A 22523-nucleotide genomic window follows, 5' to 3' on the forward strand; every position below is an offset into this window, starting at 1 on the left:
CTAGTAGTGCTTCGTTAGGTTCTGGTTCTGCCGGTTTTGAGGGGGCGGCCGCAGGTGCTGCAGGTGCCGGTCCAGCACCTCAGCAAGTCTTGTAGTGCGTCGAGGGTCTGGTAGAGGCTCGGGCCGGTGCCTCGACTTTTGGGTCGAGCCTGCGAAGGGTGAGGAATGCCTGCGCGGCGGTGACGAGGGTGACGTGGTGGTGCCAGCCGCGCCAGGTGCGGCCTTCGAAGTGGTCGAGTCCCAGGCCGTGTTTGAGCTCGCGGTAGTCATGTTCGATCCGCCAGCGCATCTTCGCCCACCGCACCAGGTCAGCGGTCGGTGTGGTGGCAGGAAGGTTCGATATCCAGTAGTCCGTCGGAGTGTCCTGGCCGTCCGGCCATTCGACCAGGACGGTCTGGACCGGCAGGACACCGTCCCACCGGCTGCGGCCCCCGCCCGCCTCCTGAGCGGCGGCCAGGGACTGCTTGCCCGCGGGCCGCACCCTCAGCACCGCGAACCGCGAGGTCATCACGCCCTTGCTGCCCTGCCGCCAGGTCACCTCGGAGAATCGCTCCGCACCCGCCTCCGCCGCGAGGGTGGAGAGGGCTCGCGGCGGGGTGCGGTAGCGGGGAAGGGTGGGCGGCCCGAGCCCGCCATAAGCCGGTTGGTGCGGCTCGGCATCCTCCGGATGAGCGACTTCCTTCCCCTGCAGGGCCAGCACATAGGTCAGCCCTCGCTCCTGGAGACCGAGCCGGAACGGTGTGCTGACGCCGTAGCCGGCGTCAGCAACCACGACCGGAGCCTTCAACTGCCACTGGGCGAGTGTGTCCAGCAGGCCGAGCGCCAGGCGCCACTTCTCCCGATGCACCACCACCTCCTGGGGGACGCCTGCCCTGCGGCAGCGATCCGTCTCGTCCGTCCACTCCCGCGGCAGATACAACTGCCACTCCAAGGGACACGAGGCGGTGTCGGTGGCGGCATGGACACTGACTGCGACCTGGCAGTTCGCCCGCTTGCCCACCGCTCCGCAGTACTGACGGGCCACCCCGACCGACGCCCTGCCGCACTTGGGGAACGACACGTCGTCGATCACCCACACCTCGGGCCTGACGACTTCGGACAGCCGCTCAGCGATCCGCTGCCTGACCGGCAGCGGATCCCATGGCGACTGGTTCACGAACTGCTGCAGGGCCTGCATGTTCCCATCCGGCAGACGCGCGGCCATCGGCTGGATCGACTTGCGCCGGCCATCCAGCATCAGCCCACGCAGATAGCACTCACCCTTGGCTCGCTGATCCGTACGCGGCACCGAGGCGAACACATCCGCCACGAACAGCCCCAACGCAGCCCGTAATCGGTTCACTTCATGCGTGTCCACACTTTCAAGATGCTCTTGATCAGCACAAACGCCTACACCTAACGAAGCACTACTAGTCCAGGGCGGTGGATTCACTGCCTTCCCGTACGTACAAGGGCTCGCCCGGCGGCGTCGCCCCGGCCGGCAGCAGGGCCAGGTCGAGGCCGCGCACCAGGCGGGCCCTCAGTGTCTCGTCGGCGGCCAGCCGCTCGGCGACCGCCCGGGCCGCCTCGGCCGGAGCGACAGCGGGATCGAGCACGAGGGCCAGGGTGCCGTCGGCCTGTCCGGGCCCGAGGTGCGCGCGCAGTACGGCGGACTCGGCGGCGACCGCCTCCCGTACCGCTTCCCGTACGGCCGGGTCGGCGAGCGGGTCGGTCGTCGTACGGCCCTCGGCGAGCGCGAGCAGGGCGGGTCCCGCCAGCTCGAAGGGCACCGGCCCGGCCAGGTCCAGCACCACCGTGTCCGCCTTCTCGTGCGCGGCGGCCTGCAGGGCCTGGTGCAGGGGTACGGCGACGGGGCGGGCCGCCGGGTCCCACCGGGCCAGCGAGTCGGTGGAGGTGAAGGCGGGCAGGGCGGTCCGGGATCCGGCCTTCAGCGTCGGCACGGCCATGTCGCTGGTCTTCTCGCGGCGCAGTCCGTTCTCGTCCTCCTCGACCTCGCCGAGCACGGCCACCACGGGGACCAGCAGCCGGGCGCCCCTGAGGGCCTCCAGGACCGGGCCGACGGCGGTGCGGTCCTCGGCCCAGGCGGCGAGCGCCGCGCTCAGCCGGGGGTCGGCGGAGCCGTCGTCGTCGGAGAAGCCGGGGTCGGGAATGTTCTTGTTCGCCACGGTCACCGACCCTATCGGGCCGATATCGGGGGGATGCTGCTGGGCTTGTGCGGTCCCGGAAACCGGGGGTTCACAGACTTCACGGCTTTCTCAGATTTCCCTGACACACATCTAACTTCCGTCTAACGGCGCGCACAGTCGCCGCCCCGAGCATCGCGGGCATGGAGTCCTCCAGAGCCCGCCGAAGCCGCCGCGCTCGTCCGTCCCGGACGCGCCCTCTGCTCTACACCGCCCTCGCCGTGGTCGCCGTCGTGGGCGGTACGGCCGCCGGGACGGTGTATGTGAAGGCGCAGGCGCACTCGGGGGCGAGCCCCGTATCGTCGGCGGCGTCGGCCTCCTCCTCGACCACGGCCGGCGTGGAGGAATCGGTGGAACCCGTGGCGGAGCCGGCGGTGGACCACGACGCGCTGCTCGCCGAGGCGCTGAAGTCGGTGGCCGTCGCGGGCAAGGCGAAGGTCTCCGTCGCGGTGCTGGACCTGGACTCCGGCGACAGCGCCACGTACGGGAGCGGTGCCTTCGACACGGCGAGCATCGTCAAGGTCGACATCCTGGCGACGCTGCTGCTGCAGGCGCAGGACGCGGGCCGGCATCTGACGGCGACCGAGAAGTCGTACGCCACCACGATGATCGAGAACAGTGACAACACGGCCGCTTCGGCGCTGTGGGACACCATCGGGAAGGCCGACGGGCTGGACGCCGCGAACAAGCGGCTCGGGCTGACGGGCACCGAGGGCGGCGACGGTGCGCTGTGGGGGCTGACCCAGACCACGGCGGCCGATCAACTCACCCTGCTCCAGCAGGTGTTCGGGGACGACTCGAAGCTGAGCAAGGCCTCGCGGGCGTACGTCCAGGAGCTGATGGGGCAGATAGAGGCCGACCAGCACTGGGGTGTGTCCGCCGCCGCGGACGGCTCCAAGTGGGCCCTGAAGAACGGCTGGTTGGCACGGAGCGCCACCGGTCTGTGGGACATCAACAGCATCGGCCGTGTGACGGTCGACGGCCACGCGTACCTGGTGGCCGCGCTCTCCAAGGGCAACTCGACGCAGGCGAAGGGGATTTCCCTGGTCGAGGCGGCGGCGAAGGCGGCGGTTTCGGTGTTCGCGGGGGACGGTGACGGCTCGTCGGTGTCCCCGTCGGCCTCGGCGACGGCTTCCGTCTCGTAAGGGAGTCCGCCGCTCAGAAGCGGTCGTACCGCGGGCGGCGGCCCCGCCACAGCACCACGGCCACCACCAGCAGGACCCCGCCGAGGCTGCCCGCGAGCGGGGCGGCCCAGTCGCTGGTGTCGGCATCGGACTTGGCGGCGTCCGGGCCGGAGCCGAAGTACTTCTCGCCGTACGAGGCCGGCTGCAGGCGCTTCGGGTCCGTCCGGCCTGCGGCCTTCAGGGCGGCGACCGGGTCGATCATGCCGAAGCCGCGGGAGTCGTCGCGGCCGCCGACCGGGGCGTCGCGGGCGGTGTCCTCCAGCAGCTGCTTGATCTGGGCCGGGGTCAGGCCCGGGTGGGCGGCCTTGATGAGCGCCACCGCGCCCGACACGAAGGCCGAGGCCGCGCTGGTGCCCCAGCCCTGGTAGTACTTGTGGTCGGGGTCGGCGATGACGATGTCGTCGCCGGGGGCGCTGACCGTGGCGTACCAGCGGCGGGTGGAGAACGAGGCGCGGACGCCGAAGCGGTCCACGGCGGTCGCGGCGATGACGCCCGGGTAGGCGGCCGGGTAGGAGACGTGGTCGCCCTTCTTGCCGCCGTTGCCCGCGGAGGCGACGACGGTGACGTTCTTCTTCAGGGCGTACTGGATGGCCTCGTCCTCGGCGGGCTCGGGGTGGGCGGAGGCCGAGTCGTCGCCGAGGGAGAGGTTGATGACGTCGGCGCCGTGGTCGGCGGCCCAGCGGATGCCTTCGGCGAGGGCGTTGCCGCGGGTGGAGCGGGCCTTGCCGCGGGCGGTGTCGCCGTCCTCCAGGATGACGCGGACGGGAAGGATCTTGGCTTCCGGGGCGATGCCCATGACGCCGTCGGCGTCGCCGGGGCCGTGTCCGTGCGCGGCGATGATGCCGGCCATGGCGGTCCCGTGCCGGGCCCAGGCACGGTCCCCCTCCTTCGCCCCGAAGCCGATCATGTCCTTGCCCTGCAGGACGTTGCCGACGAGGTCGGGGTGGTCGGCCTCGACGCCGGTGTCCAGGACGGCGACGGTGATGCCCCTGCCCTTGGTGGTCTGCCAGGCCTGCTGGGTGTGCATGGCGTCGAGGGCCCACTGCTGGGCGCGTATGCCGTCGGCGTGCGCCGCGGTGGAGGGGACGAGCGCGAGGGACGCGGCGAGGAGGGCGCTCAGGGCGGCGGAGCGACGTCTCATGACGGCCGCTCCGAGGGCGGGGTGCTCACGTCTTTCCTCAGGGCGCGTTCGATGCGGTCGGCGAGGCCCTGGGCCTCGTTGCCGAGGCCGGCCTGGGCGGGGGGTGTGGTGGCGCCGGACTGCTCGGCCTGTTCGGCGGGTTGGGGGGTGTCGACGGTGCGGCCGTCGGCCCAGCCGGAGACGGAGTAGACGACGACGGGGGCGTCGGTGAGGACGGAGACGGTCCAGGAGGCGCGCTGTTTCGTCCCGAAGCGGGCGGCGATGGTGTTCTTCGCGGCGAAGGGGCGGGGCATGAGGTCGGTGCGGGTGGCGAGGTCCTCGTCCTGGAAGCGTTTGGCGAGGGACGACATGGAAGCCTGGTCCGCCTTGGTGAAGAGGAGCCCGACAGTGGTGACGAAGCTCTGGGTGGCGTCGGTGTAGGTGGCGCGGACCAGCCGCTGGCACCCCACGGGCGCGAGCGCCTTGCTCAGCAGCGGATCGAACGCCCCCTCGCACCCGGTGTCCGGCGCGACGGCGATCCGCGTCCAGGTCCGGTCGGCACCGCCGGGCCCGGCGCCCTCTCCGTCCACGGTCTTCGGGAACAACTCATCGACGGGCACGCTGTGCCAGAGCCCCCGCGCGGCGACGAAGGTGTCCTGCTTCCCCCCGTCCCCATCACCCCCCACGAGCCAACTCCCGGTCACAGCACCCCCGATGAGCCCCAGCCCGAGCACCACACAGGCGGCGACCCCGGCACCCCGCGACCGCAGCCGCCGCCCGAGCACCCGAGGCCGAGCCCGCTCGTCATAGCCCTCGGGCTTTCCGAACGACACAACGGGCCTACTGGCTCCGGGTACCCCACCGGGGGCCATGGGGGCGCTCCAGGACAGCGCAGGATCGGGCGTCACCCCCCCGGCCTGCGAACCGCCCCGCACCTCGGGCGCCGCAGCGGGCATGGGCGGCACACCGACCCCGACGGAACCGGCGGCGGAGCCCGGACGGACCTCGGGCATGGGCCCCGCGGAAACCGAACGGGCCCCCGGCACGGGCGGCATGGAGCCGCCGCGCCCCTCCGACACCGAGCCGGCCGAGCCGGGTCGGCCCTCGGGCACCGGAGGCGTGGACCCCACTCGGGCATCCGGCATGGGGCCCGCGGAACCCGGGCGGGCCTCCGGCATGGGACCCGCAGCCCCTGGGCGGGTCTCCGGCCTGGGAGGCGCGGTCGGGGCGGGGCGACGCACGGCGTCGGCGTGCACGGAATCGGGGCGGGTCCTGGGCATCGGCGGGGTGACCGAGCCCGGAGCGCGGACCGGGGCGGGCGGGGTGGAGGCCGGACGCGGGGAGGGCATGGGAGGCCTCGCCGCGTCCGGGTGAGCGCTGCTGGGCGGCGGCACGGAAGCACCCGGACGGCCAACCCCCTCACCAGACGCCGAAACAGGCCGCTCCTGCGGCATCGGCGGCGTGACCGAACCAGGACGGTGGGCCGAGCCGGACTGGGCGGAAGCCGGGTGGGGCGTCGGTATGGGAGGTGGGGCGGTCGTGCCCGGGGGCGGCGGCGCGGTGGCACTCCGGTGCTGTGTGGCGTCGGTGGGGGCCGCCGTGGGGCGGTGGGGCGGGCGCGGGGGTACGGCGGTGTCCGGTGGCGATGCAGCAGCGGTGCTGTCGGCGTGTGGCTCGCGGCGCACCGACGGCGGGGTGTCCGGGAAGCGGGCCGAGGCCTGTGGCGGGGGCGGGTTCTGCGGGTTCATGGAATTGGGCGTGCGTGCCGGGCGGTGGGGGACGTGAGGTTGGCTGCCCGGGGAGTGGGCTCCGGTTCCCTCCGCGGTTGCGCCTGCACTGGTGTCAGTACCTGCGCGGGCGCCCGTACCTGAGTCGGTGCGCGAGCCTGCGCGTGCACTCGCACCCGACTCTGCGCCCGACCCCGCGCGTGCGCTCGCACCCGACTCTGCGCCCGACCCCGCGCGTGCGCTCGCGCTCGCGGCTGCCCCGGCACCCGCGCCCGCGCGTGCGCCCGCGCCTGCCCTTGTGCTCGCACCTGGCCCTGTGCCCGTGCCCGGCTCCGCTCCCGAACCCGCACCCGGAGTTGCGCCGCCGTCCACGCCCCTACCCGCACTCATCCGCGCGCCCGTCCCCCTGCCGCCCTCTCCCCCCGCACCCGCCGGGCGCTCGCCGCCGGCGCGGTGGGACGGTGTCCAGGTGGTCTCGCTCTCGTTCCCCGCGCGCGAAACGGTCGGGGCCGTGTGGGTTCCGAAGGCGTCGAAGGGCTCGGCGCCCCGCCAGGGTGACCACACCCCGCCGGAACCTCCCGCGGGCGCCGACGCACCCGCGCCCCGCGGCGTCGAAGCCTCCGGCGACGGCCGGTCGGTCATTGCGTTCGTTCCCTTGGCTTCGGTAACCGGTCGCTCGGGCGACTCCGAGGCCCCGGCACCCCGTGCCTCGGCCTCCGTGCCGTCGCCCACTGTCGGCGGCCGGGACGGGCGAGGCGGAAAGGAGGCGTGCTGCGCTTCCCTGCTCATGCACCCCCCGTTTCCTCGTCCCCCCGGGCCGACTAGTCGTACGTGGGCCGTCGTCCTTGCGCTCAATCGATCTGCGCCGGGCCGGCGCGGTCGGTCCGTCCCGGGCACGCATACCCGCGCGGACGGACCGCCATCCCGGTGCAGGCTTTGCGACCGCAGCCGTTCCGCCGTACGTGCGCGTCACTCTACGGCTTGCCACTGTCAGAACGGGAACCAGTCCACACCCCCGGGGCATCTGCCCGGAACGTCCCCCTACCCTGCGGTAATCCTGTCTGGCAGGCTTCGTTCATGACTGCGCGCGCCTCCGACCGGGCCCGTTACGACCGGGCCACCGCCCACCTCGACGCTCCTCTCGCGATCGTCGACCTGGAAGCCTTCGACGCCAACGCGGACGACCTCGTCCGCCGGGCCGGCGGCAAGCCGATCCGCGTCGCCAGCAAGTCCGTGCGCTGCCGGGCGTTGCTGGAGCGGGTGCTGGGGAGGGACGGCTTCGCGGGGATCATGTCCTTCACACTGGCCGAGTCGCTGTGGCTGGCGCGCGGCGGCTTCGACGACATCCTCCTCGCCTACCCGTCCGCCGACCGGGCCCGGTTCGCCGAGCTGGCCTCCGACCCCAAGCTGGCCGCGGCCGTCACGGTCATGATCGACGACCCCGCGCAGCTCCGGCTCATCGACGAGTCCCGCGACGGAGGCCGTGAAGTCATCCGTGTCTGCCTGGAGTTGGACACCTCACTGAAGCTGTTCGGGGGGCGGGTGCGGGTCGGTGCGCGACGCTCGCCGCTGCACTCGCCCGCCCAAGTCGCCGACCTCGCCCGTACCGTCGCCCGGCGGCCCGGCTTCAAGGTCGTCGGGATCATGGCCTACGAGGGCCATATCGCGGGCGTCGGCGACTCCGTCGCCGGGCAGCCCTTCCGGTCCCGTGCCGTACGGCTGATGCAGGCCACCGCCCGCCGTGAACTCGCCGAGCGGCGCGGTGAGGTGGTGCGCGCCGTGCGGGCCGTCGTACCCGATCTGGAGTTCGTCAACGGCGGTGGTACGGGGAGTGTGCAGACCACCGCCTCCGAGGACGCCGTCACCGAGATCGGCGCGGGGTCCGGGCTGTACGTGCCGCGGCTCTTCGACAACTACACGTCCTTCAGCGGGCGTCCGGCCGCCCTCTTCGCCCAGCCGGTGGTACGGCGGCCGGGGGTGGGGGTCGTGACGGTCCTCGGCGGCGGGTATCCCGCCTCCGGCGCGCCCGGCCGTGACCGGCTCCCCGTCCCCTACCTGCCCGAGGGGCTCCGCTACGACCCCCAGGAAGGGCCCGGCGAGGTGCAGACCCCGCTGCTCGGCTCCCCCGCCGACGACCTGCTGCTCGGTGACAAGGTGTGGTTCCGGCACGCCAAGGCCGGTGAGCTGTGCGAGCGCTTCGACGTGCTGCACCTCGTGGAGGGGGACGCGGTGACGGCGACCGTCCCGACGTACCGCGGGGAAGGCCACACGTTCCTTTAGCCGATGATCCCGGATCAGTACACGGTGTCACTCTGGTCCGGTCGTCGTAGGCACGGCACGTCAGCTCCGGCTTGTTGCGGTTGACGACGAGACGCGCGCCCGTGGCGTCACCGACGTCGGCGGCGGGCTGGAGGTGGGCGCGGTTGTCGCCCGTACCAACGGGCGGTCAGGCGGGGGCGGCTGGGGGCTGCGGTGGGGGCGGCCGCGGCCAGGGTCCACGCGAGAAGCTGTCGCATTCGCGTGGACCGTACCCTCTTGCCCCCCTCGGGCCTACAGAGGCGTGACGTACGCGCCCGAGATTCCGCCGTCCACCAGGAAGTCGGTGGCATTGACGAAGGAGGAGTCGTCGCTCGCCAGGAAGGCCACCGCGGCGGCGATCTCCTCGGCCTCGGCGAACCGGCCGACGGGGATGTGGACCAGGCGGCGGGCGGCCCGCTCGGGGTCCTTCGCGAACAGTTCCTGCAGGAGCGGGGTGTTGACCGGGCCCGGGCAGAGGGCGTTCACCCTGATGCCCTCGCGGGCGAACTGGACGCCCAGCTCGCGGGACATGGCGAGGACGCCGCCCTTGGAGGCGGTGTACGAGATCTGGGAGGTGGCCGCGCCCATCCGCGCCACGAAGGACGCCGTGTTGATGATGGAGCCCTTGCCCTGCCGCCGCATGTAGGGGATGGCGGCCTTGCAGCACAGGTAGACGGAGGTGAGGTTGACCTCCTGGACGCGCTTCCAGGCCTCCAGGCCGGTCTCCAGGATGGAGTCGTCGTCGGGCGGGGAGATGCCGGCGTTGTTGAAGGCGATGTCGACGCTGCCGTAGGTGTCGTACGCCGTCTTGAACAGCGCCTCGACCTGCTCCGGGTCGGTGACGTCGACCTTCACGAAGATCCCGCCGACCTCGTCCGCGGCCGCCTTGCCGCGGGCCTCGTCGACGTCGCCGCAGACGACGTGCGCGCCCTCGGAGGCGAGCCGGCGCACGGTGGCGAGGCCGATGCCGCTGCCGGCTCCGGTGATGACGGCGGTACGGCCGGCCAACCGGCGGCACATGTTCTCTTCGGTCATGAGCGGTCAGGCCTCCGTGCTGATGAAGACGTTCTTGGTTTCGGTGAAGGCGGTCAGCGCGTCCGGGCCGAGCTCGCGGCCGATGCCGGACTGCTTGAAGCCGCCGAAGGGGGTCCAGTAGCGGACGCTGGAGTGGGAGTTGACGGACAGGTTGCCCGCGCGGACGGCCCCCGAGACGCGCAGGGCGCGGCCGACGTCACGGGTCCAGATGGAGCCGGAGAGGCCGTAGTCGGTGGCGTTGGCGAGCCGGATCGCGTCCGCCTCGTCCTCGAAGGGGAGGACCACCGCGACGGGGCCGAAGACCTCCTCGACGGCCACGCGCGCGTGCGGGTCGACATCGGTGAGGACGGTGGGCGGGAACCAGAAGCCGGGGCCCTCGGGGGCCTTGCCGCGGATGCCCTTCAGGTCGTCGCCGACGTACGAACGGACGCGCTCCAGTTGGACCTTGGAGATCAACGGGCCCATGTCCGTCGTCTCGTCGGCCGGGTCGCCGACCGTCACCGCCTCGATCGCGGGGGCCAGCAGCTCCAGGAACCGGTCGTAGGCGGAGCGCTGGACGAGGATGCGGGTGCGGGCGCAGCAGTCCTGGCCGGAGTTGTCGAGGAAGGCCATCGGAGCCGCTGCGGCGGCGGCCTCGACATCCGCGTCGGCGAAGACGATGTTGGGGCTCTTGCCGCCGAGTTCGAGGGTGACGCGCTTGAGGAGCGCCGAGCCCTTCGCCAACACCTGTTTACCGACGGCCGTCGACCCGGTGAACACGATCTTCGCGACGCCCGGGTGCTCGACGAGGGCGTTTCCCGCGACGGGGCCGTGACCGGGGAGCACCTGGAACAGGCCCTCGGGCAGGCCCGCCTCCAGGGCGAGTTCGGCCAGCCGCAGCGCCGTCAGCGGGGTCGTCTCGGCGGGCTTGAGGAGGACGGCGTTGCCTGCCGCCAGGGCGGGAGCCGTGCCCCAGGCGGCAATCGGCATCGGGAAGTTCCAGGGCGCGATCACGCCCACGACACCCAGCGGTTCGAGGATGGTGACGTCGAGGCCGCCGGCCACCGGGATCTGCCGTCCCGTCAGCCGCTCCACTCCCCCGGCCGCGTAGTCCAGCAGGTCGCGGACGTTGCCGGCCTCCCAGCGGGCGTTCCCGACGGTGTGCCCGGCCTCGCGGACCTCCGACCGGGCCAGCTCTTCGAGGTGTTCGTCGACCTTCGCGGCGAACCGGCGCAGCAGCCGTGCGCGGTCCGCCGGCGCCAGCGCGGCCCACTTCGCCTGTGCCGCCGTGGCGCGTACGACTGCCCCGTCCACGTCGGCCGCGGTGGCGGCCGGGACGGTGGCGACGACCTCCTCGGTGGCGGGGTTGAGTACTTCGAGCACTTCAGGTGCGGACTCGGCAGACAAGAAGGGCCTCACAGGCGTTCGAAGGAGCGGCGCAGCTCCCAGTCGGTGACCGCGGCGTCGAAGGCGTCCAGCTCGACGCGTGCCATGTTGCGGTAGTGCGCGACGACCTCGTCGCCGAAGGCGGCCTTGGCGATCGGGCTGTTCTCCCAGAGTTCGGCGGCCTCGCGCAGGGTGGTCGGGACGTGCTCGAACTCCGCCGCGTACGCGTTCCCCGGACAGGCGTCGGGCAGCTCCAGCTTCTGCTCGATGCCGTGCAGCCCGGCCGCGATCAGCCCGGCTACGGCGAGGTGCGGGTTGACGTCACCGCCGGGCAGACGGTTCTCGAAGCGCAGAGAGCGTCCGTGGCCCACCACCCGCAGCGCGCAGGTGCGGTTGTCGTACCCCCAGGCGACGGCGGTCGGGGCGAAGGAGCCAGGCTGGAACCGCTTGTAAGAGTTGATGTTGGGGGCGTAGAGCAGCGAGAAGTCCCGCAGGGCCGCCAACTGCCCGGCGAGGAAGTGCCGCATGACGTCCGACATGCCGCCCTCGCCCCCTTCCGGTCCTCCCGGCATGGCGTTGTTGCCGGCCGCGTCGGCGAGGGAGAGGTGGATGTGGCAGGAGTTGCCCTCGCGCTCGTTGTACTTGGCCATGAAGGTGAGGGAGACGCCCTCCTGGGAGGCGATCTCCTTCGCGCCGGTCTTGTAGATGGCGTGCTGGTCGCAGGTGACCAGGGCGTCGTCGTAGCGGAAGGCGATCTCGTGCTGGCCGGGGTTGCACTCGCCCTTGGCGGACTCGACGGTCAGCCCCGCGCCCGCCATCTCGTTGCGGATACGGCGGAGCAGGGGCTCGATACGGCCGGTGCCCAACACCGAGTAGTCGATGTTGTACTGGTTCGCCGGCGTCAGCCCTCTGTAGCCCGCGTCCCAGGCCTGCTCGTAGGTGTCCTTGAAGACGATGAACTCCAGCTCGGTGCCGACCTTGGCGGTGAAGCCGTGCTCGGCGAGGCGGTCGAGCTGGCGGCGCAGGATCTGGCGCGGGGCGGCGACGACCGGGGAGCCGTCGTTCCAGGCCAGGTCGGCGATGAGCATCGCCGTACCGGCGTTCCAGGGAACCCGCCGGAGGGTGCTGAGGTCCGGATGCATGGCGAAGTCGCCGTATCCCCGGTCCCAGGAGGACATGGCATAGCCGTCCACCGTGTTCATATCGGTGTCCACGGCGAGGAGGTAGTTGCAGCCCTCGGTGCCGTGGTGGAGGACCTCGTCGAGGAAGAAGCGTGCGGCGAACCGCTTGCCCTGGAGCCGCCCTTGCATGTCGGGGAAGGCCAGGACGACAGTGTCGATCTCACCGCTCGCGACGAGGGCGTGCAGCTCCTCGACGGAGAGCGGGGGTGTGCGGTCTGCCACGGGAAAGCCTCCTTCGGCTTCTACGGTCAGCCGGAAGCCATAAGGTATTCGCGAGAACCATTGCTTGGGAAGGGGGTGCGGCGGGATGTCGCTCGATCAGGACGGCAGTCTCGACGACCGACTGACGCCGGTGCTGCGGCCGGTGCGGGCGGGCAACGGCTTCGAGGAGGCGCTGGAGCAGATCCTGCAGGTCGTACGGCTGGGCCTGGTGCCGGGGGGCGAGCGGCTGCCGGCCGAGCGGGAGCTGGCGGAGCGGCTGGGGATCAGCCGGGTGACCCTGCGCGAGGTGCTCAAGGTGCTCCAGGACCAGGGGCTGGTGGAGTCGCGGCGCGGGCGATACGGCGGGACCTTCGTGCTGCCGAAGTCGGACGCGGGCGGCGAGGACGAGCTGCGACGGCGGATCACCGAGGTCGACATCGAGGACGTGCTGCGCTTCCGGGAGGTGCTGGAGGTGGGGGCCGCCGGGCTGTGCGCGACGCACGGGCTGACGGACGAGCAGGCGGACCGGCTGCGCGAGGCACTGGCCCGCACGCATGACGCACCGCTCGCCGACTACCGGCGCCTGGACACCCTGCTGCACCTGACACTGGCGGAGCTCTGCGGCTCGCCCACGCTCACCGCCCAGTACGCGGCGGTACGGGCCTCGGTGAACGACCTGCTCGACTGCATACCGCTCCTCGTCCGCAACCTCGAGCACTCCCAGCGCCAGCACATCGCCCTGGTCGAGGCGGTCCTCGACGGGGACGCGGACGGGGCGCGGGAGATGATGCGGGAACACTGCGCGGGCACGGCGGCGCTGCTGCGGGGATTCCTGGCGTGACCGGCCGAAGGACCGGGGCCGGTCTCGCCCTGTCGGGCACTCCAGAGAGCCTTGCCCTGTGGGGCACTCCTGAGAAAAGGTATGGGAGTAGTCCATTAGGGGATCGGGAGGGCGCATGGCGGGCAGGCCGCTGATCGGTGTCAGCACGTATCTGGAGGCCGGGGCGCGCTGGGGCATGTGGGAGCTGGAGGCCGCGCTGCTGCCGGTCGGCTATCCACGGCTGGTGCAGCGGGCCGGTGGCCTGGTCGCGATGCTGCCGCCGGATTCACCCGAGCTGGCGGCGGCGACCGTCGCCCGGCTCGACGGCCTGGTCATCGCGGGCGGCCCGGACGTCGAGCCCGTCCACTACGGCGCCGAGCCCCACCCCCGCACCGGCCCGCCGGCCCGTGCCCGGGACGCCTGGGAGCTGGCGTTGATCGACGCGGCCCTGGCGGCCCGCGTACCGCTGCTCGGCATCTGCCGGGGCATGCAGCTGCTGAACGTCGCCGTCGGCGGCACCCTCGTCCAGCACATCGACGGCCACGCCGAGGTCGTCGGCGTCTTCGGCCGGCACCCGGTCAAGCCGGTGCCGGGGACGCGGTACGCCGAGATCGCCCCGGAGGAGGTCTCCGTACCGACGTACCACCACCAGGCCGTGGACCGGCTCGGCTCGGGCCTGATGCCCTCGGCGTACGCGGCCGACGGGACGGTGGAGGCCATCGAGGTGCCGTCCGCCGACTGCTGGGTGCTCGGCGTCCAGTGGCACCCCGAGATGGGTGACGACCTCCGGGTCATGCAGGCCCTGGTCCGAGCCGCGTCCTGAGCAATCCGGCCAGTGCCGCGAGCGGGGCAGCGCGCACCGTGTGCGGCCAGTCGACGAAGACGACGCGGCCGTCGGCGGTGAGGAGCATGGTGCCGGCGCGCAGGTCGCCGTGGGCGAGGGTGTCGCCGGAGGCGGCGTCGGCCCGGCCGGCGGCGAGGCCGGCGATCGAGTTCCTGCTCTCCGCGGGGATACGGTAGCTGCGCGTCTACGGCTCCGGGCGCTGCGCCCTGCGCTTCGTGGACCGCTCCCCCGCGGGCGACCGCAGCTGGTGCTCGATGGCCCGCTGCGGCAACCGCACCAAGGTCCGCCTCCACCAGGCCCGTTCACGTGCGGGGCAGTAGACAGCGAGGAGACAGCGCATGAGGATCGTCGTCACGGGCGGCTTCGGTTTTCTGGGAGGCCGGGTGGCCGCCGCCCTGCTCGCGCGGCGCACCTTCCGTGGGGAGCCGATCGACCGGCTGGTGCTCGTCGACCAGGTCGTACGGCCCAAGGCGCCGGTGTGCGCCGACCCGCTCGTGGAGGTGGTGCACGGCGACCTGGCCGACCGCCTCGACGAGGTGTTCGCGGAGCGGGTCGACCTGGTGATCCATCTCGCGGCGGCGGTGTCGGCCGCGTGCGAGGCGGACTTCGACCTCGGTATGAGCGCCAACGTCGATGTGACGCGCGCCCTGCTGGAAGCCGCCCGGACCCAGTCGGCGTCCGGCGGGCCGGTGCCGCGTCTCGTCTTCTCCAGCAGCGTCGCGGTCTACGGCGGCGACCCGACACTCCCGCTGCCGCCGAGGGTCAGCGAGTCGACACTCCCCGTGCCCCGCACGAGTTACGGCACCCAGAAGCTGGTCTGCGAGCAGCTGATCGCGGACTGCACGCGCCGGGGGTTCGTCGACGGACGCGTGGCCCGTCTGATGACGGTCACGGTCCGCCCGGGCCGGCCGAACGCGGCCGCGTCGGGCTTCCTGTCCGGCATCGTCCGAGAGCCCCTGTCCGGCGCCCCGGCGATCTGCCCCGTCCGCCCCGACCTCCGGGTGGCCCTGTCCTCACCACGCCGCGCGGTGGAGGGACTGCTCCGCCTGGCAGAGGTGGAACGCGGCACGGCCCCGGGCCACCTCGACGGCACCCTCCCGGTCAACCTCCCCGCCCTCACGGTCACGGTGGCGGACATGCTGACCACCCTGCGCCGCGTGGCGGGGTCGCAGGTGGCCGACCTGGTGACACTCGCCCCCGACCCCGCGACCGAGGCCATCGTCGGCTCCTGGCCGGCGGCCGTGGACCACACCCGGGCCGCCGCACTGGGCCTGCGTCCCGACCCGGACTTCGAGTCGATCATCCGGGACCACATCAACGACCAGGCGGCGTCGGCCGGTTGAGGAGCCCGGCCGATCCCCGCAGGCCGCGGCCACCTCCCAGCGCCGGTCAGGAAGTTCAGCCCGTCCGGCGTCCCAGGCCGAGCCCGCGCAGGGCCGAAGCGGCGTCCGGGGCCGAGGCCCACGCAGAGCCGAAGCGGCGCCCCAGACCAAAGCCCACACAAAGCCGAAGCGGCGCCCCAGACCAAAGCCCACACAAAGCCGAAGCGGCGCCCCAGACCGAGCCCACACAAAGCCGAAGCGGCGCCCCAGACCGAAGCCCACACAAAGCCGAAGCGGCGCCCCAGACCGAAGCCCACACAAAGCCGAAGCGGCGTCCCAGACCGAAGCCCACACAAAGCCGAAGCGGGGTCTGGGGGCGCGGCCCCCATGCGGCAGCGAGGACACCTACCCCCGCGTCAACGACAACAACTCCCGAGCCGGCCCCACCGGCCGATGCCCCGTGGGCCACACCGCCCGCAGTTCCCGCGCCAGCGCGACCCCCTCCACCGGCACCCGCACCAGCCGCCGCATCGCCAGCTCCTCCCCCACGGCCAGTTCACTCAGCACCGCAGGACCGGCTCCGCTCACCGCCGCCGCCTTCACCGCGGTCGTCGAGGACAGCTCGATCAACGGCCGGGCCAGCCCGCCCAGCGCGGCGTCCAGCACCTGCCGCGTCCCGGAGCCCTTCTCCCGCAGGATCAACGGCGTCGCCGCCAACTCCGAGGCCTCCAGCGGCCGTCGGCGCCGAGCCCACGCATGCCCGGGCGCCGTCACCACGATCAGGCGGTCGTGGCCGATGACCGCCGAGTCCAGCCCCGAGGGGACGCTCACCCCCTCCACGAACCCCAGATCCGCCTCCCCCGACAGCAACCGCTCCGCCACCGCCGCTGAGTTCCCCGCGAGCAGGGACACCGCCGTGTCCGGCCGGTCGGCACGGAGCGCCAGCAGCCAGCCCGGCAGCAGATACTCCGCGATCGTCATGCTCGCCGCCACCCGCAGCCGCGAGTCCCGCCGGTCCCGCAGCGCCTGCGCGCCCACGTCGAAGGCCTCCGCCGCCGCCACGATCCGCCGCGCCCAGTCCGTCACCAGCGCCCCGGCGTCCGTCAGCCGCGACCCTCGCGGCGAACGGTCCACCAAGGCCACCCCGAGCTGCCGCTCCATCGACCGGATCCGACTGCTGGCGGCCGGCTGGGTGATCCCCACCTCACGAGCCGCCGCGCCCAGACTCCCCAGCCGCGCCACCGCCAGCAACAGCTCCAGCGCCCCGAGATCCGGCACCCGGTGCGCCAGCGACCCCCCAGGCACGGAACGGGCGGTGTCCGATCGCTGCTCCGACTCGCTCATAACCCCAGTTTATGTCCCCATAGAGACAGAGTCCCTGGTAGCGGTGGTCTCCCGGCGAGAGTGTGGACACATGGTCACCGCCGTCCGTCACCTCGGGCCCAACTGGTACGCCACCGTCATGGGCACCGCCATCGTCGCCACCGCGGGAGTGACCCTCCCGCTCGGCGTCCCCGGCCTCCGCACCGTCTGCGGCGCCTTCTGGTTCCTCTCCCTCGCCCTCCTCCTGACGCTGCTCGTCGCCCGCGCCCTGCACTGGACGCACCACCACGACCAGGCCCGCGCCCACCTCCTCGACCCGGCGACGGCCCCTTTCTACGGCTGCCTCGCCATGGCCCTGCTGGCCGTCGGCGGCGGTGCGCTCACCGTGGGCCGGGACTGGATCGGCCTCGACGCCGCCCTCGCGCTCGACGCCGCGCTGTTCACCGCCGGGACCGTGGTGGGGCTGGCGGCCGCCGTCGCGGTCCCGTACCTCATGGCCGTACGGCACAAGGTGGAGCCTCAGCAGGCAACGCCCGTGTGGCTGCTGCCCCTCGTCGCGCCCATGGTGTCCGCGGCGCTCGGTCCGCTTCTCGTGCCGTATCTGCCGCCGGGGCAGCCGCGGGAGACCCTGCTTCTCGCATGCGTCGCGCTGTTCGGGCTGAGTCTGTTCGCGACGCTGCTCATGCTGCCGCTGGTCTTCGCCCGGCTGGTCACCGGCGGGCCCCTGCCCGTCGCCCTCACGCCGACGCTGTTCCTGGTGCTGGGCCCGCTCGGACAGTCCACGACCGCCGTCGGCAAGTTCGCCGACGTGGCACCAGGGGTCGTACCGGCGCCGTACGGCGAGGGCTTCGGTGTGCTCGCCGTGCTGTACGGCGTGCCGGTCATGGGCTTCGCCCTGTTGTGGCTGGTGTTCGCGACCGCTCATGTCGTCCGCGCCCGCCGGCACGGGATGGGGTTCGCGATGACCTGGTGGGCGTTCACGTTTCCGATCGGTACGTGCGTCACGGGCGCGGAAGCGCTGGCCCGGCACCTCGGGCTCGCCGTGTACGACTGGCTCGCGGTCGGGCTGTACGTCGTCCTCGTCGCCGCGTGGGGCACCGCCGCCGTACACACCGCGCGGGGTCTGCTCAGCGGCGCGCTGCTCGCAGGGCCTCGCCCCGTACGCGTGGTGCTTCCGTCAACGACGGTCCGTGCCACGTCAGATGCCGTCCGCTGACGAGCGCACAGCTCAGCCCCGGGATCGACACCGCCACCGCCTCTGTGCGGGACGGGACCAGCGAGACAACCCGCCGGCGCACTACCGCGACCGGTCCTGGACCGCCTCGATGTGCTCGGCCACCGCGACGACGAGCAGGCGCGTGTCCGGCACGGTCGCCCGCCAGCGGTGACGGACGCCGCCCGTCAGGTACAGCGTGTCGCCGCGGCCGAGCCGGTAGGCGCGGCCCTCCGCCTCGATCTCCACCGCGCCGTCGGCGACGTACATCAACTGGTCGTTGCGGTACTGGAATTCACGGCCGGCGTCGTGGTCGCCGATGAACTCCGAGGCGTGCATCTGGTGGTGACCGCGCACCAGGGAGCGCACGCGCGGTTCGAGCCCGATCTCCGTGCCCTCCGCGCGCACCACGTCCACGCTGCACGCCGGGTCGGCGGCGGCGAGGAGTTCGACGGCCGTCGTGCGCAGGGCGTCGGCGACCTTCTCCAGGGACGTACGGCTGGGGCGGGCCCGGTCGTTCTCGATCTGGCTCAGGAAGGGGACCGACAGGCCGCTGCGCTCGGCCACGACGGCCAGGGTGAGTTCCAGCGCCCGGCGCCTGCGCCGTACGGCCGCGCCCACGCGCAGCGGCTGTTCCTTGTGGTCGTCTTTGTGGTCGCCCATCGCTCCGGCTCCCTCCCTCGCTCGTCGGTCCCGACACTCCTGAGGAGTTCTCTACTTCTGAAGAGTTCTCTGCACCTTACGCAGGTTCGGCAAACCGTTTCATGCGACCGTCACACACCCGTAAACAGTGCGTGCCGTCAATTCGCCAACTCTCGTCAGTAGACCAGTTCCGCGGACGCTTCGGGTCCGGATTTCTCCTTCGTTCTGAAGAGGGTGAACAGCGGGGACGGTGAGGTGGGCGGCCGGGCTTGGGGGTTGATGTAGCGTTGTGTGGTTGGCCGGATTCTTTTCGTGTGCGTGGACACGAACCGTGCGGGCCCGCTACTGCGGGGTCATCCGGCTCACCATCCCCGGATGCTCCTTCAGCCAGGCGGCGACCGCTTCCTCCTCGTGCCCCTGGCCACGCCGGTTGATCTCGGCCTCCAGACCGCCGAGCTCGCTCTCGCTCATATGGAAACCCTTGATCCACCTGGTGAGCTGCGGGTACCGCGACGGGAACTTCTCGTTGGCGATGGTGCGGATCGTGTTGCCCTCCCCGAAGAGTTTCTTGTCGTCCTTCAGCTGGGTGAGGTCGTATGTGCTGTACGCCCAGTGCGGCGACCAGAGCACGACGGCCACGGGCTGCTTCTTGGCGTAGGCGCGCTTGAGCTCGGCGAGCATCGCCGGCGTGGAGCCGTCGACGACCTCGTACTCCTTGTCGAGGCCGTAGCCGGGCAGCACCTTGGTCTTGAGCAGGTTCATCTCGCCGGTGCCCGGTTCGATGCCGATGATCTTCCCGCCGAACAGACTCGCCTTGCCCTTGAGGTCCTCGTAGGACTTCACGCCCTTCACGTACGAGGGCACGGCGACCTCCAGCGAGGTCGGCCGATACCAGGTGCCGAGATCCCTGAGTCCGTCCTTGCTCCTGTCCCAGTAGTTCTTCTGCGCGTACGGCAGCCAGGCGTCGAAGTTGACGTCGAGGTCACCGGAGGCGAGGCCCGTGTAGACCGGGCCGACGTCCATCTGCTTGAGGTTGAGCCGGTAGCCGCGCCGCTCCAGGACGTTCTTCCAGAGGTAGGTGACGGCGATGTCCTCGTCCCACGGGAACCAGGCCACGTCGACCGGCCGCTTGGCCTCGGCGGGGCTGGAGGTGCCGCTCACCGGGGCGAGCTTGTCGACCAGGCCCGGGTTCCGCTCGAGCCAGGTCCGCACGGCGTCCTGCTGCTTGCCCTTGCCCGCCTTGTTGATCTCGGCTTCCAGGCTGGTGAGCTGCTTCTCGTTCAGACGGAAGTCCTTCAGCCACGTGGCGACGACCGGGTTGTCGCCGGCGAAGCCCTTGCGGGAGACGGTGTGCACCGCATCGCCCTTGCCCCAGGCGCCCTTGGGGTCCTTGAGCTTCTTCAGCCGGTAGTCGTTGTACGCCCAGTGCGGCGACCAGAGCGTCACGGCGATCGGGTCCTTCTGGCTGTACGCCCGCTTCAGCTCGGCCAGCATCGCGGGCGTGGAGCTGTCGACGACCTGGTACTCCTTGTCGAGGCCGTACGCCTTGAGAACCTTGCTCTTGAGCAGGGCCATCTCGCCGGCGCTGGACTCGATGCCGGTGATCCTGCCGCCGAAGGTGCCCGCCTTGCCCTTGAGGTCGTCGAGGGAGTCGATGCCCTTCATGTACGACGGCACGCTCAGCTCCAGCGAGGTCTGCGCGTACCAGGCGCCGAGGTCGTCGAGCCTGCTGCCGTACTTCTTCCAGTACTGCTCGTGGGTGGTGGGAAGCCAGGCGTCGGTCTGGAAGTCGACGTTCCCGGCGGCGAGGGAGGTGTAGAGCGGGCCGGCCTCGAACTGCTTGGCGTCCACCTGGTAGCCGCGCTGTTCGAGGACCTCCTTCCAGAGGTAGGTGGAGGCGACGCCCTCGTCCCAGGGGATGTAGCCGATGCTGATCTTCTTGCCCTGGCCGACGTTCTTGGCGTCGGTGACCGCGGTGCCTCCCGGCTTGCTGCCGAAGATGCCCATGCCGCCCGCGACGAGCGCGAGGACCACGACGCCGACCACGGCGACCTGGGGACGGGGACGGTACGACCAGATCTTGAGGCCCCCCTGGGCCGCCCGGGCCTTGGCGGCGGCTCGGCGGCCCAGCGGGGAGACATGGGTGCCCAGGGCGCTGGTCATCCGGTCGAGGTAGATGGCGAGGATGACGATGGCGACGCCCGCCTCGGAGCCGAGGCCGACGTTGAGCTGGCCGATGGCCTCGTTGACGTCGCCGCCGAGACCGCCGGTGCCGACCATGCCGGCGATCGCGGCCATGGACAGGCCGAGCATGATGACCTGGTTGACGCCGGCCATGACGGTCGGGAGCGCGAGGGGGAGTTGGACGCGCAGGAGCGTGTCGCGCGGTGTCGTACCGAACGCCTCGGCGGCCTCGACCAGTTCCTTGTCGACCTGGCGGATGCCCAGCTCGGTCATGCGGACACCGGGGGCGAGCGCGAAGATCAGGGTGGCGACGATGCCCGCGGAGGCGCCGGTGCCGAAGAACAGGATCGCGGGGATGAGGTAGATCATCGCGGGCAGCGTCTGCATGAAGTCCAGGACCGGGCGGACGATTCCGCTGACCCGGCCGGAGCGCGCGGCCCAGATGCCGACCGGTACCGAGATCACCAGCGCGATGATCGTGGCGACGAGGACGAGCGACAGGGTGATCATCGCGTCGTCCCACAGTTCGAGGGAGTCGATGAAGGCGAAGCCCACGAAGGTGAGGACACCGGCGAGGGTGCCGCGCAGCCAGAACGCGAACACGGCGAAGATGCCCGCGAGCAGCAGGGGTTCGGGGGCCTGGAGGACGGCGTCGATGCCGTCGTAGGTCCCGGTGAAGACGGTCTTGAGGAAGTCGAAGAGCCAGGACACATGGCCGAGCAGCCAGTCGACGGTGTCGTTGACCCAGTCGCCGAGCGGGATCCTAGGCATGGGTGACCTCCCCGTTGCCGAGGAAGGCGACCAGCCGTTGTTGCGGAACGACTCCCACGAGTTTCCGTTCCGCGTCGAGGACGGCCACCGGGTGTGTCAACCGGGCGCTGATCGCACAGAGTTCGGTGAACGGCGTCTCCGGAGTGGCCGTCCGACAGCCGCTCTCGCAGCCGCAGTCGGCCTCGTCGCCCCGCACGTCCGTGTCCATGACGGCGGACGCGGTCAGCACACGGGAGCGGTCGACGTCCTGGATGAAGGAGGCGACGTAGTCGTTCTCGGGCCGGATCAGGATGTCCTCGGCGGTGCCGATCTGGACGATACGGCCGTCGCGCATGACGGCGATCCGGTCGCCCAGGCGCATGGCCTCGTTGAGGTCGTGGGTGATGAAGACGATGGTCTTCTTCAACGTCCGCTGCAGTTCGAGGAGTTGGTTCTGCATGTCGCGGCGGATCAGCGGGTCGAGGGCGCTGAAGGACTCGTCCATGAGGAGCAGGTCGGCGTCGGTGGCGAGGGCGCGGGCGAGGCCGACACGCTGCTGCATGCCGCCGGACAGCTCGTCGGGCCAGGACTTCTCCCAGCCGGCCAGTCCGCACAGGGCCAGCGCCTCGCCGGCGCGCTTCTCGCGCTCGGCGCGGGGCACGCCCTGCACGGCCAGGCCGTAGGCGGCGTTGTCGAGGACGCTGCGGTGCGGGAAGAGCGCGAAGTGCTGGAAGACCATGCTGATCTTCTTCGCGCGCACCTCGCGCAGTTCGCGGGCGCCGAGGGCGGTGAGGTCGTCGCCGTCGAAGCGGACATGGCCGGCCGTGGGCTCCAGCAAGCCGTTGAGCATGCGCAGCAGCGTGGACTTGCCCGAGCCGGACAGGCCCATGACGACGAAGATCTGACCGGGTTCCACGGTGAAGGAGGCGTCGATCACGGCGGCGGTGGTGCCGTCGGCGCGCAACTCCTCGCGGTCGGCTCCCTGGCGCAGCCTCTCGACTGCCTGGTCCGGTCGTCTGCCGAACACCTTGCAGAGCTGTTCGGCCTCAAGTCTGGCTGACACGCGCTTCTCTCGTCTCGGGGGGCGGGTGAACGGGGCGGCGCCTGCCCCCGGCCGACCAGGGCAAACGT

At 71.8% G+C, this 22523-nt stretch carries 19 protein-coding genes; 8 read left to right on the top strand and 11 right to left on the bottom strand.

From position 1 onward, the window contains the following. Positions 1-79: 79 nt before the first annotated feature. Entirely contained in the window at positions 80-1357 is a 1278-nt protein-coding gene (locus ACWC09_RS25250; RefSeq protein WP_450852863.1) for an IS701 family transposase, read from the bottom strand. Between the two features lie 52 nt (positions 1358-1409). Continuing rightward, positions 1410-2165 carry an SseB family protein gene (locus tag ACWC09_RS25255; RefSeq protein WP_450852864.1) on the bottom strand — a complete coding sequence of 252 codons (756 nt, stop codon included), beginning with the start codon at positions 2163-2165 and terminating at the stop codon, positions 1410-1412. A gap of 161 nt (positions 2166-2326) precedes the next feature. Between ACWC09_RS25255 and ACWC09_RS25260 the strand changes: the two genes are divergently transcribed. After that, positions 2327-3328, top strand: a complete 1002-nt coding sequence (locus ACWC09_RS25260; RefSeq protein WP_450852865.1) for a serine hydrolase — start codon at positions 2327-2329, stop codon at positions 3326-3328. A gap of 13 nt (positions 3329-3341) precedes the next feature. On the opposite strand, the gene mycP is transcribed toward ACWC09_RS25260, so the two are convergent. Together mycP and ACWC09_RS25270 are read right to left on the bottom strand one after the other, a co-directional pair. After that, on the bottom strand, positions 3342-4508 hold the full coding sequence (mycP, locus tag ACWC09_RS25265) for a type VII secretion-associated serine protease mycosin (RefSeq protein ID WP_450852866.1): 1167 nt from the start codon (positions 4506-4508) through the stop codon (positions 3342-3344). Continuing rightward, entirely contained in the window at positions 4505-5320 is an 816-nt protein-coding gene (locus ACWC09_RS25270) for a hypothetical protein (protein WP_450852940.1), read from the bottom strand. Before ACWC09_RS25270 ends, mycP begins: the two co-directional genes overlap by 4 nt. A 178-nt stretch (positions 5321-5498) precedes the next feature. Here ACWC09_RS25270 and ACWC09_RS25275 point away from each other — a divergent pair, with 178 nt between their 5' ends. Continuing rightward, a complete protein-coding gene (locus tag ACWC09_RS25275) occupies positions 5499-5861 on the top strand; it encodes a hypothetical protein (protein ID WP_450852867.1) in 363 nt (120 codons plus the stop codon). A 1430-nt stretch (positions 5862-7291) separates the two neighbouring features. Continuing rightward, the gene (locus tag ACWC09_RS25280; protein ID WP_450852868.1) at positions 7292-8494 is read left to right on the top strand and encodes an amino acid deaminase/aldolase; all 1203 of its coding nucleotides are present in this window, start codon (positions 7292-7294) and stop codon (positions 8492-8494) included. Between the two features lie 270 nt (positions 8495-8764). On the opposite strand, the gene ACWC09_RS25285 is transcribed toward ACWC09_RS25280, so the two are convergent. From ACWC09_RS25285 to ACWC09_RS25295, 3 genes are read right to left on the bottom strand one after another with little or no spacing between them, the layout of a single operon-like run. Continuing rightward, complete coding sequence (locus ACWC09_RS25285) at positions 8765-9547, bottom strand: 3-oxoacyl-ACP reductase (protein ID WP_450852869.1); 783 nt, start codon at positions 9545-9547, stop codon at positions 8765-8767. A gap of 6 nt (positions 9548-9553) precedes the next feature. Next, entirely contained in the window at positions 9554-10933 is a 1380-nt protein-coding gene (locus ACWC09_RS25290) for an aldehyde dehydrogenase family protein (protein ID WP_450852870.1), read from the bottom strand. Between the two features lie 8 nt (positions 10934-10941). Next, complete coding sequence (locus ACWC09_RS25295; RefSeq protein WP_450852871.1) at positions 10942-12315, bottom strand: glutamine synthetase family protein; 1374 nt, start codon at positions 12313-12315, stop codon at positions 10942-10944. An 85-nt stretch (positions 12316-12400) separates the two neighbouring features. Here ACWC09_RS25295 and ACWC09_RS25300 point away from each other — a divergent pair, with 85 nt between their 5' ends. The 4 genes from ACWC09_RS25300 to denD all read left to right on the top strand — a co-directional run bounded on the left by ACWC09_RS25300 (position 12401) and on the right by denD (position 15301). Beyond that, entirely contained in the window at positions 12401-13135 is a 735-nt protein-coding gene (locus ACWC09_RS25300) for a FadR/GntR family transcriptional regulator (RefSeq protein ID WP_450852872.1), read from the top strand. Positions 13136-13250: 115 nt separating this feature from the next. Continuing rightward, positions 13251-13937 carry a gamma-glutamyl-gamma-aminobutyrate hydrolase family protein gene (locus ACWC09_RS25305; protein WP_450852873.1) on the top strand — a complete coding sequence of 229 codons (687 nt, stop codon included), beginning with the start codon at positions 13251-13253 and terminating at the stop codon, positions 13935-13937. A 197-nt stretch (positions 13938-14134) separates the two neighbouring features. Then, a complete protein-coding gene (locus ACWC09_RS25310) occupies positions 14135-14278 on the top strand; it encodes a CGNR zinc finger domain-containing protein (protein WP_450852941.1) in 144 nt (47 codons plus the stop codon). A gap of 18 nt (positions 14279-14296) precedes the next feature. Continuing rightward, positions 14297-15301 carry a D-erythronate dehydrogenase gene (gene denD, locus ACWC09_RS25315; protein ID WP_450852874.1) on the top strand — a complete coding sequence of 335 codons (1005 nt, stop codon included), beginning with the start codon at positions 14297-14299 and terminating at the stop codon, positions 15299-15301. A gap of 384 nt (positions 15302-15685) precedes the next feature. On the opposite strand, the gene ACWC09_RS25320 is transcribed toward denD, so the two are convergent. Continuing rightward, positions 15686-16624, bottom strand: a complete 939-nt coding sequence (locus ACWC09_RS25320) for a LysR family transcriptional regulator (protein ID WP_450852875.1) — start codon at positions 16622-16624, stop codon at positions 15686-15688. Positions 16625-16694: 70 nt separating this feature from the next. On the opposite strand from ACWC09_RS25320, the gene ACWC09_RS25325 reads away from it, so the two are divergent. Next, complete coding sequence (locus ACWC09_RS25325) at positions 16695-17819, top strand: TDT family transporter (protein ID WP_450852876.1); 1125 nt, start codon at positions 16695-16697, stop codon at positions 17817-17819. 81 nt (positions 17820-17900) lie between these two features. On the opposite strand, the gene ACWC09_RS25330 is transcribed toward ACWC09_RS25325, so the two are convergent. From ACWC09_RS25330 to ACWC09_RS25340, 3 genes are all read right to left on the bottom strand, one after another. Then, positions 17901-18479 carry a helix-turn-helix domain-containing protein gene (locus ACWC09_RS25330; RefSeq protein ID WP_450852877.1) on the bottom strand — a complete coding sequence of 193 codons (579 nt, stop codon included), beginning with the start codon at positions 18477-18479 and terminating at the stop codon, positions 17901-17903. A 321-nt stretch (positions 18480-18800) separates the two neighbouring features. Further along, a complete protein-coding gene (locus ACWC09_RS25335; protein WP_450852878.1) occupies positions 18801-21413 on the bottom strand; it encodes an ABC transporter permease/substrate binding protein in 2613 nt (870 codons plus the stop codon). Continuing rightward, positions 21406-22455 (bottom strand): quaternary amine ABC transporter ATP-binding protein, encoded by a 1050-nt coding sequence (locus ACWC09_RS25340; protein WP_450852879.1) that lies wholly within the window; start codon positions 22453-22455, stop codon positions 21406-21408. The genes ACWC09_RS25335 and ACWC09_RS25340 overlap by 8 nt, the downstream gene beginning before the upstream one ends. Positions 22456-22523 lie beyond the last annotated feature (68 nt).

Source organism: Streptomyces sp. NPDC001617 (assembly GCF_053596855.1).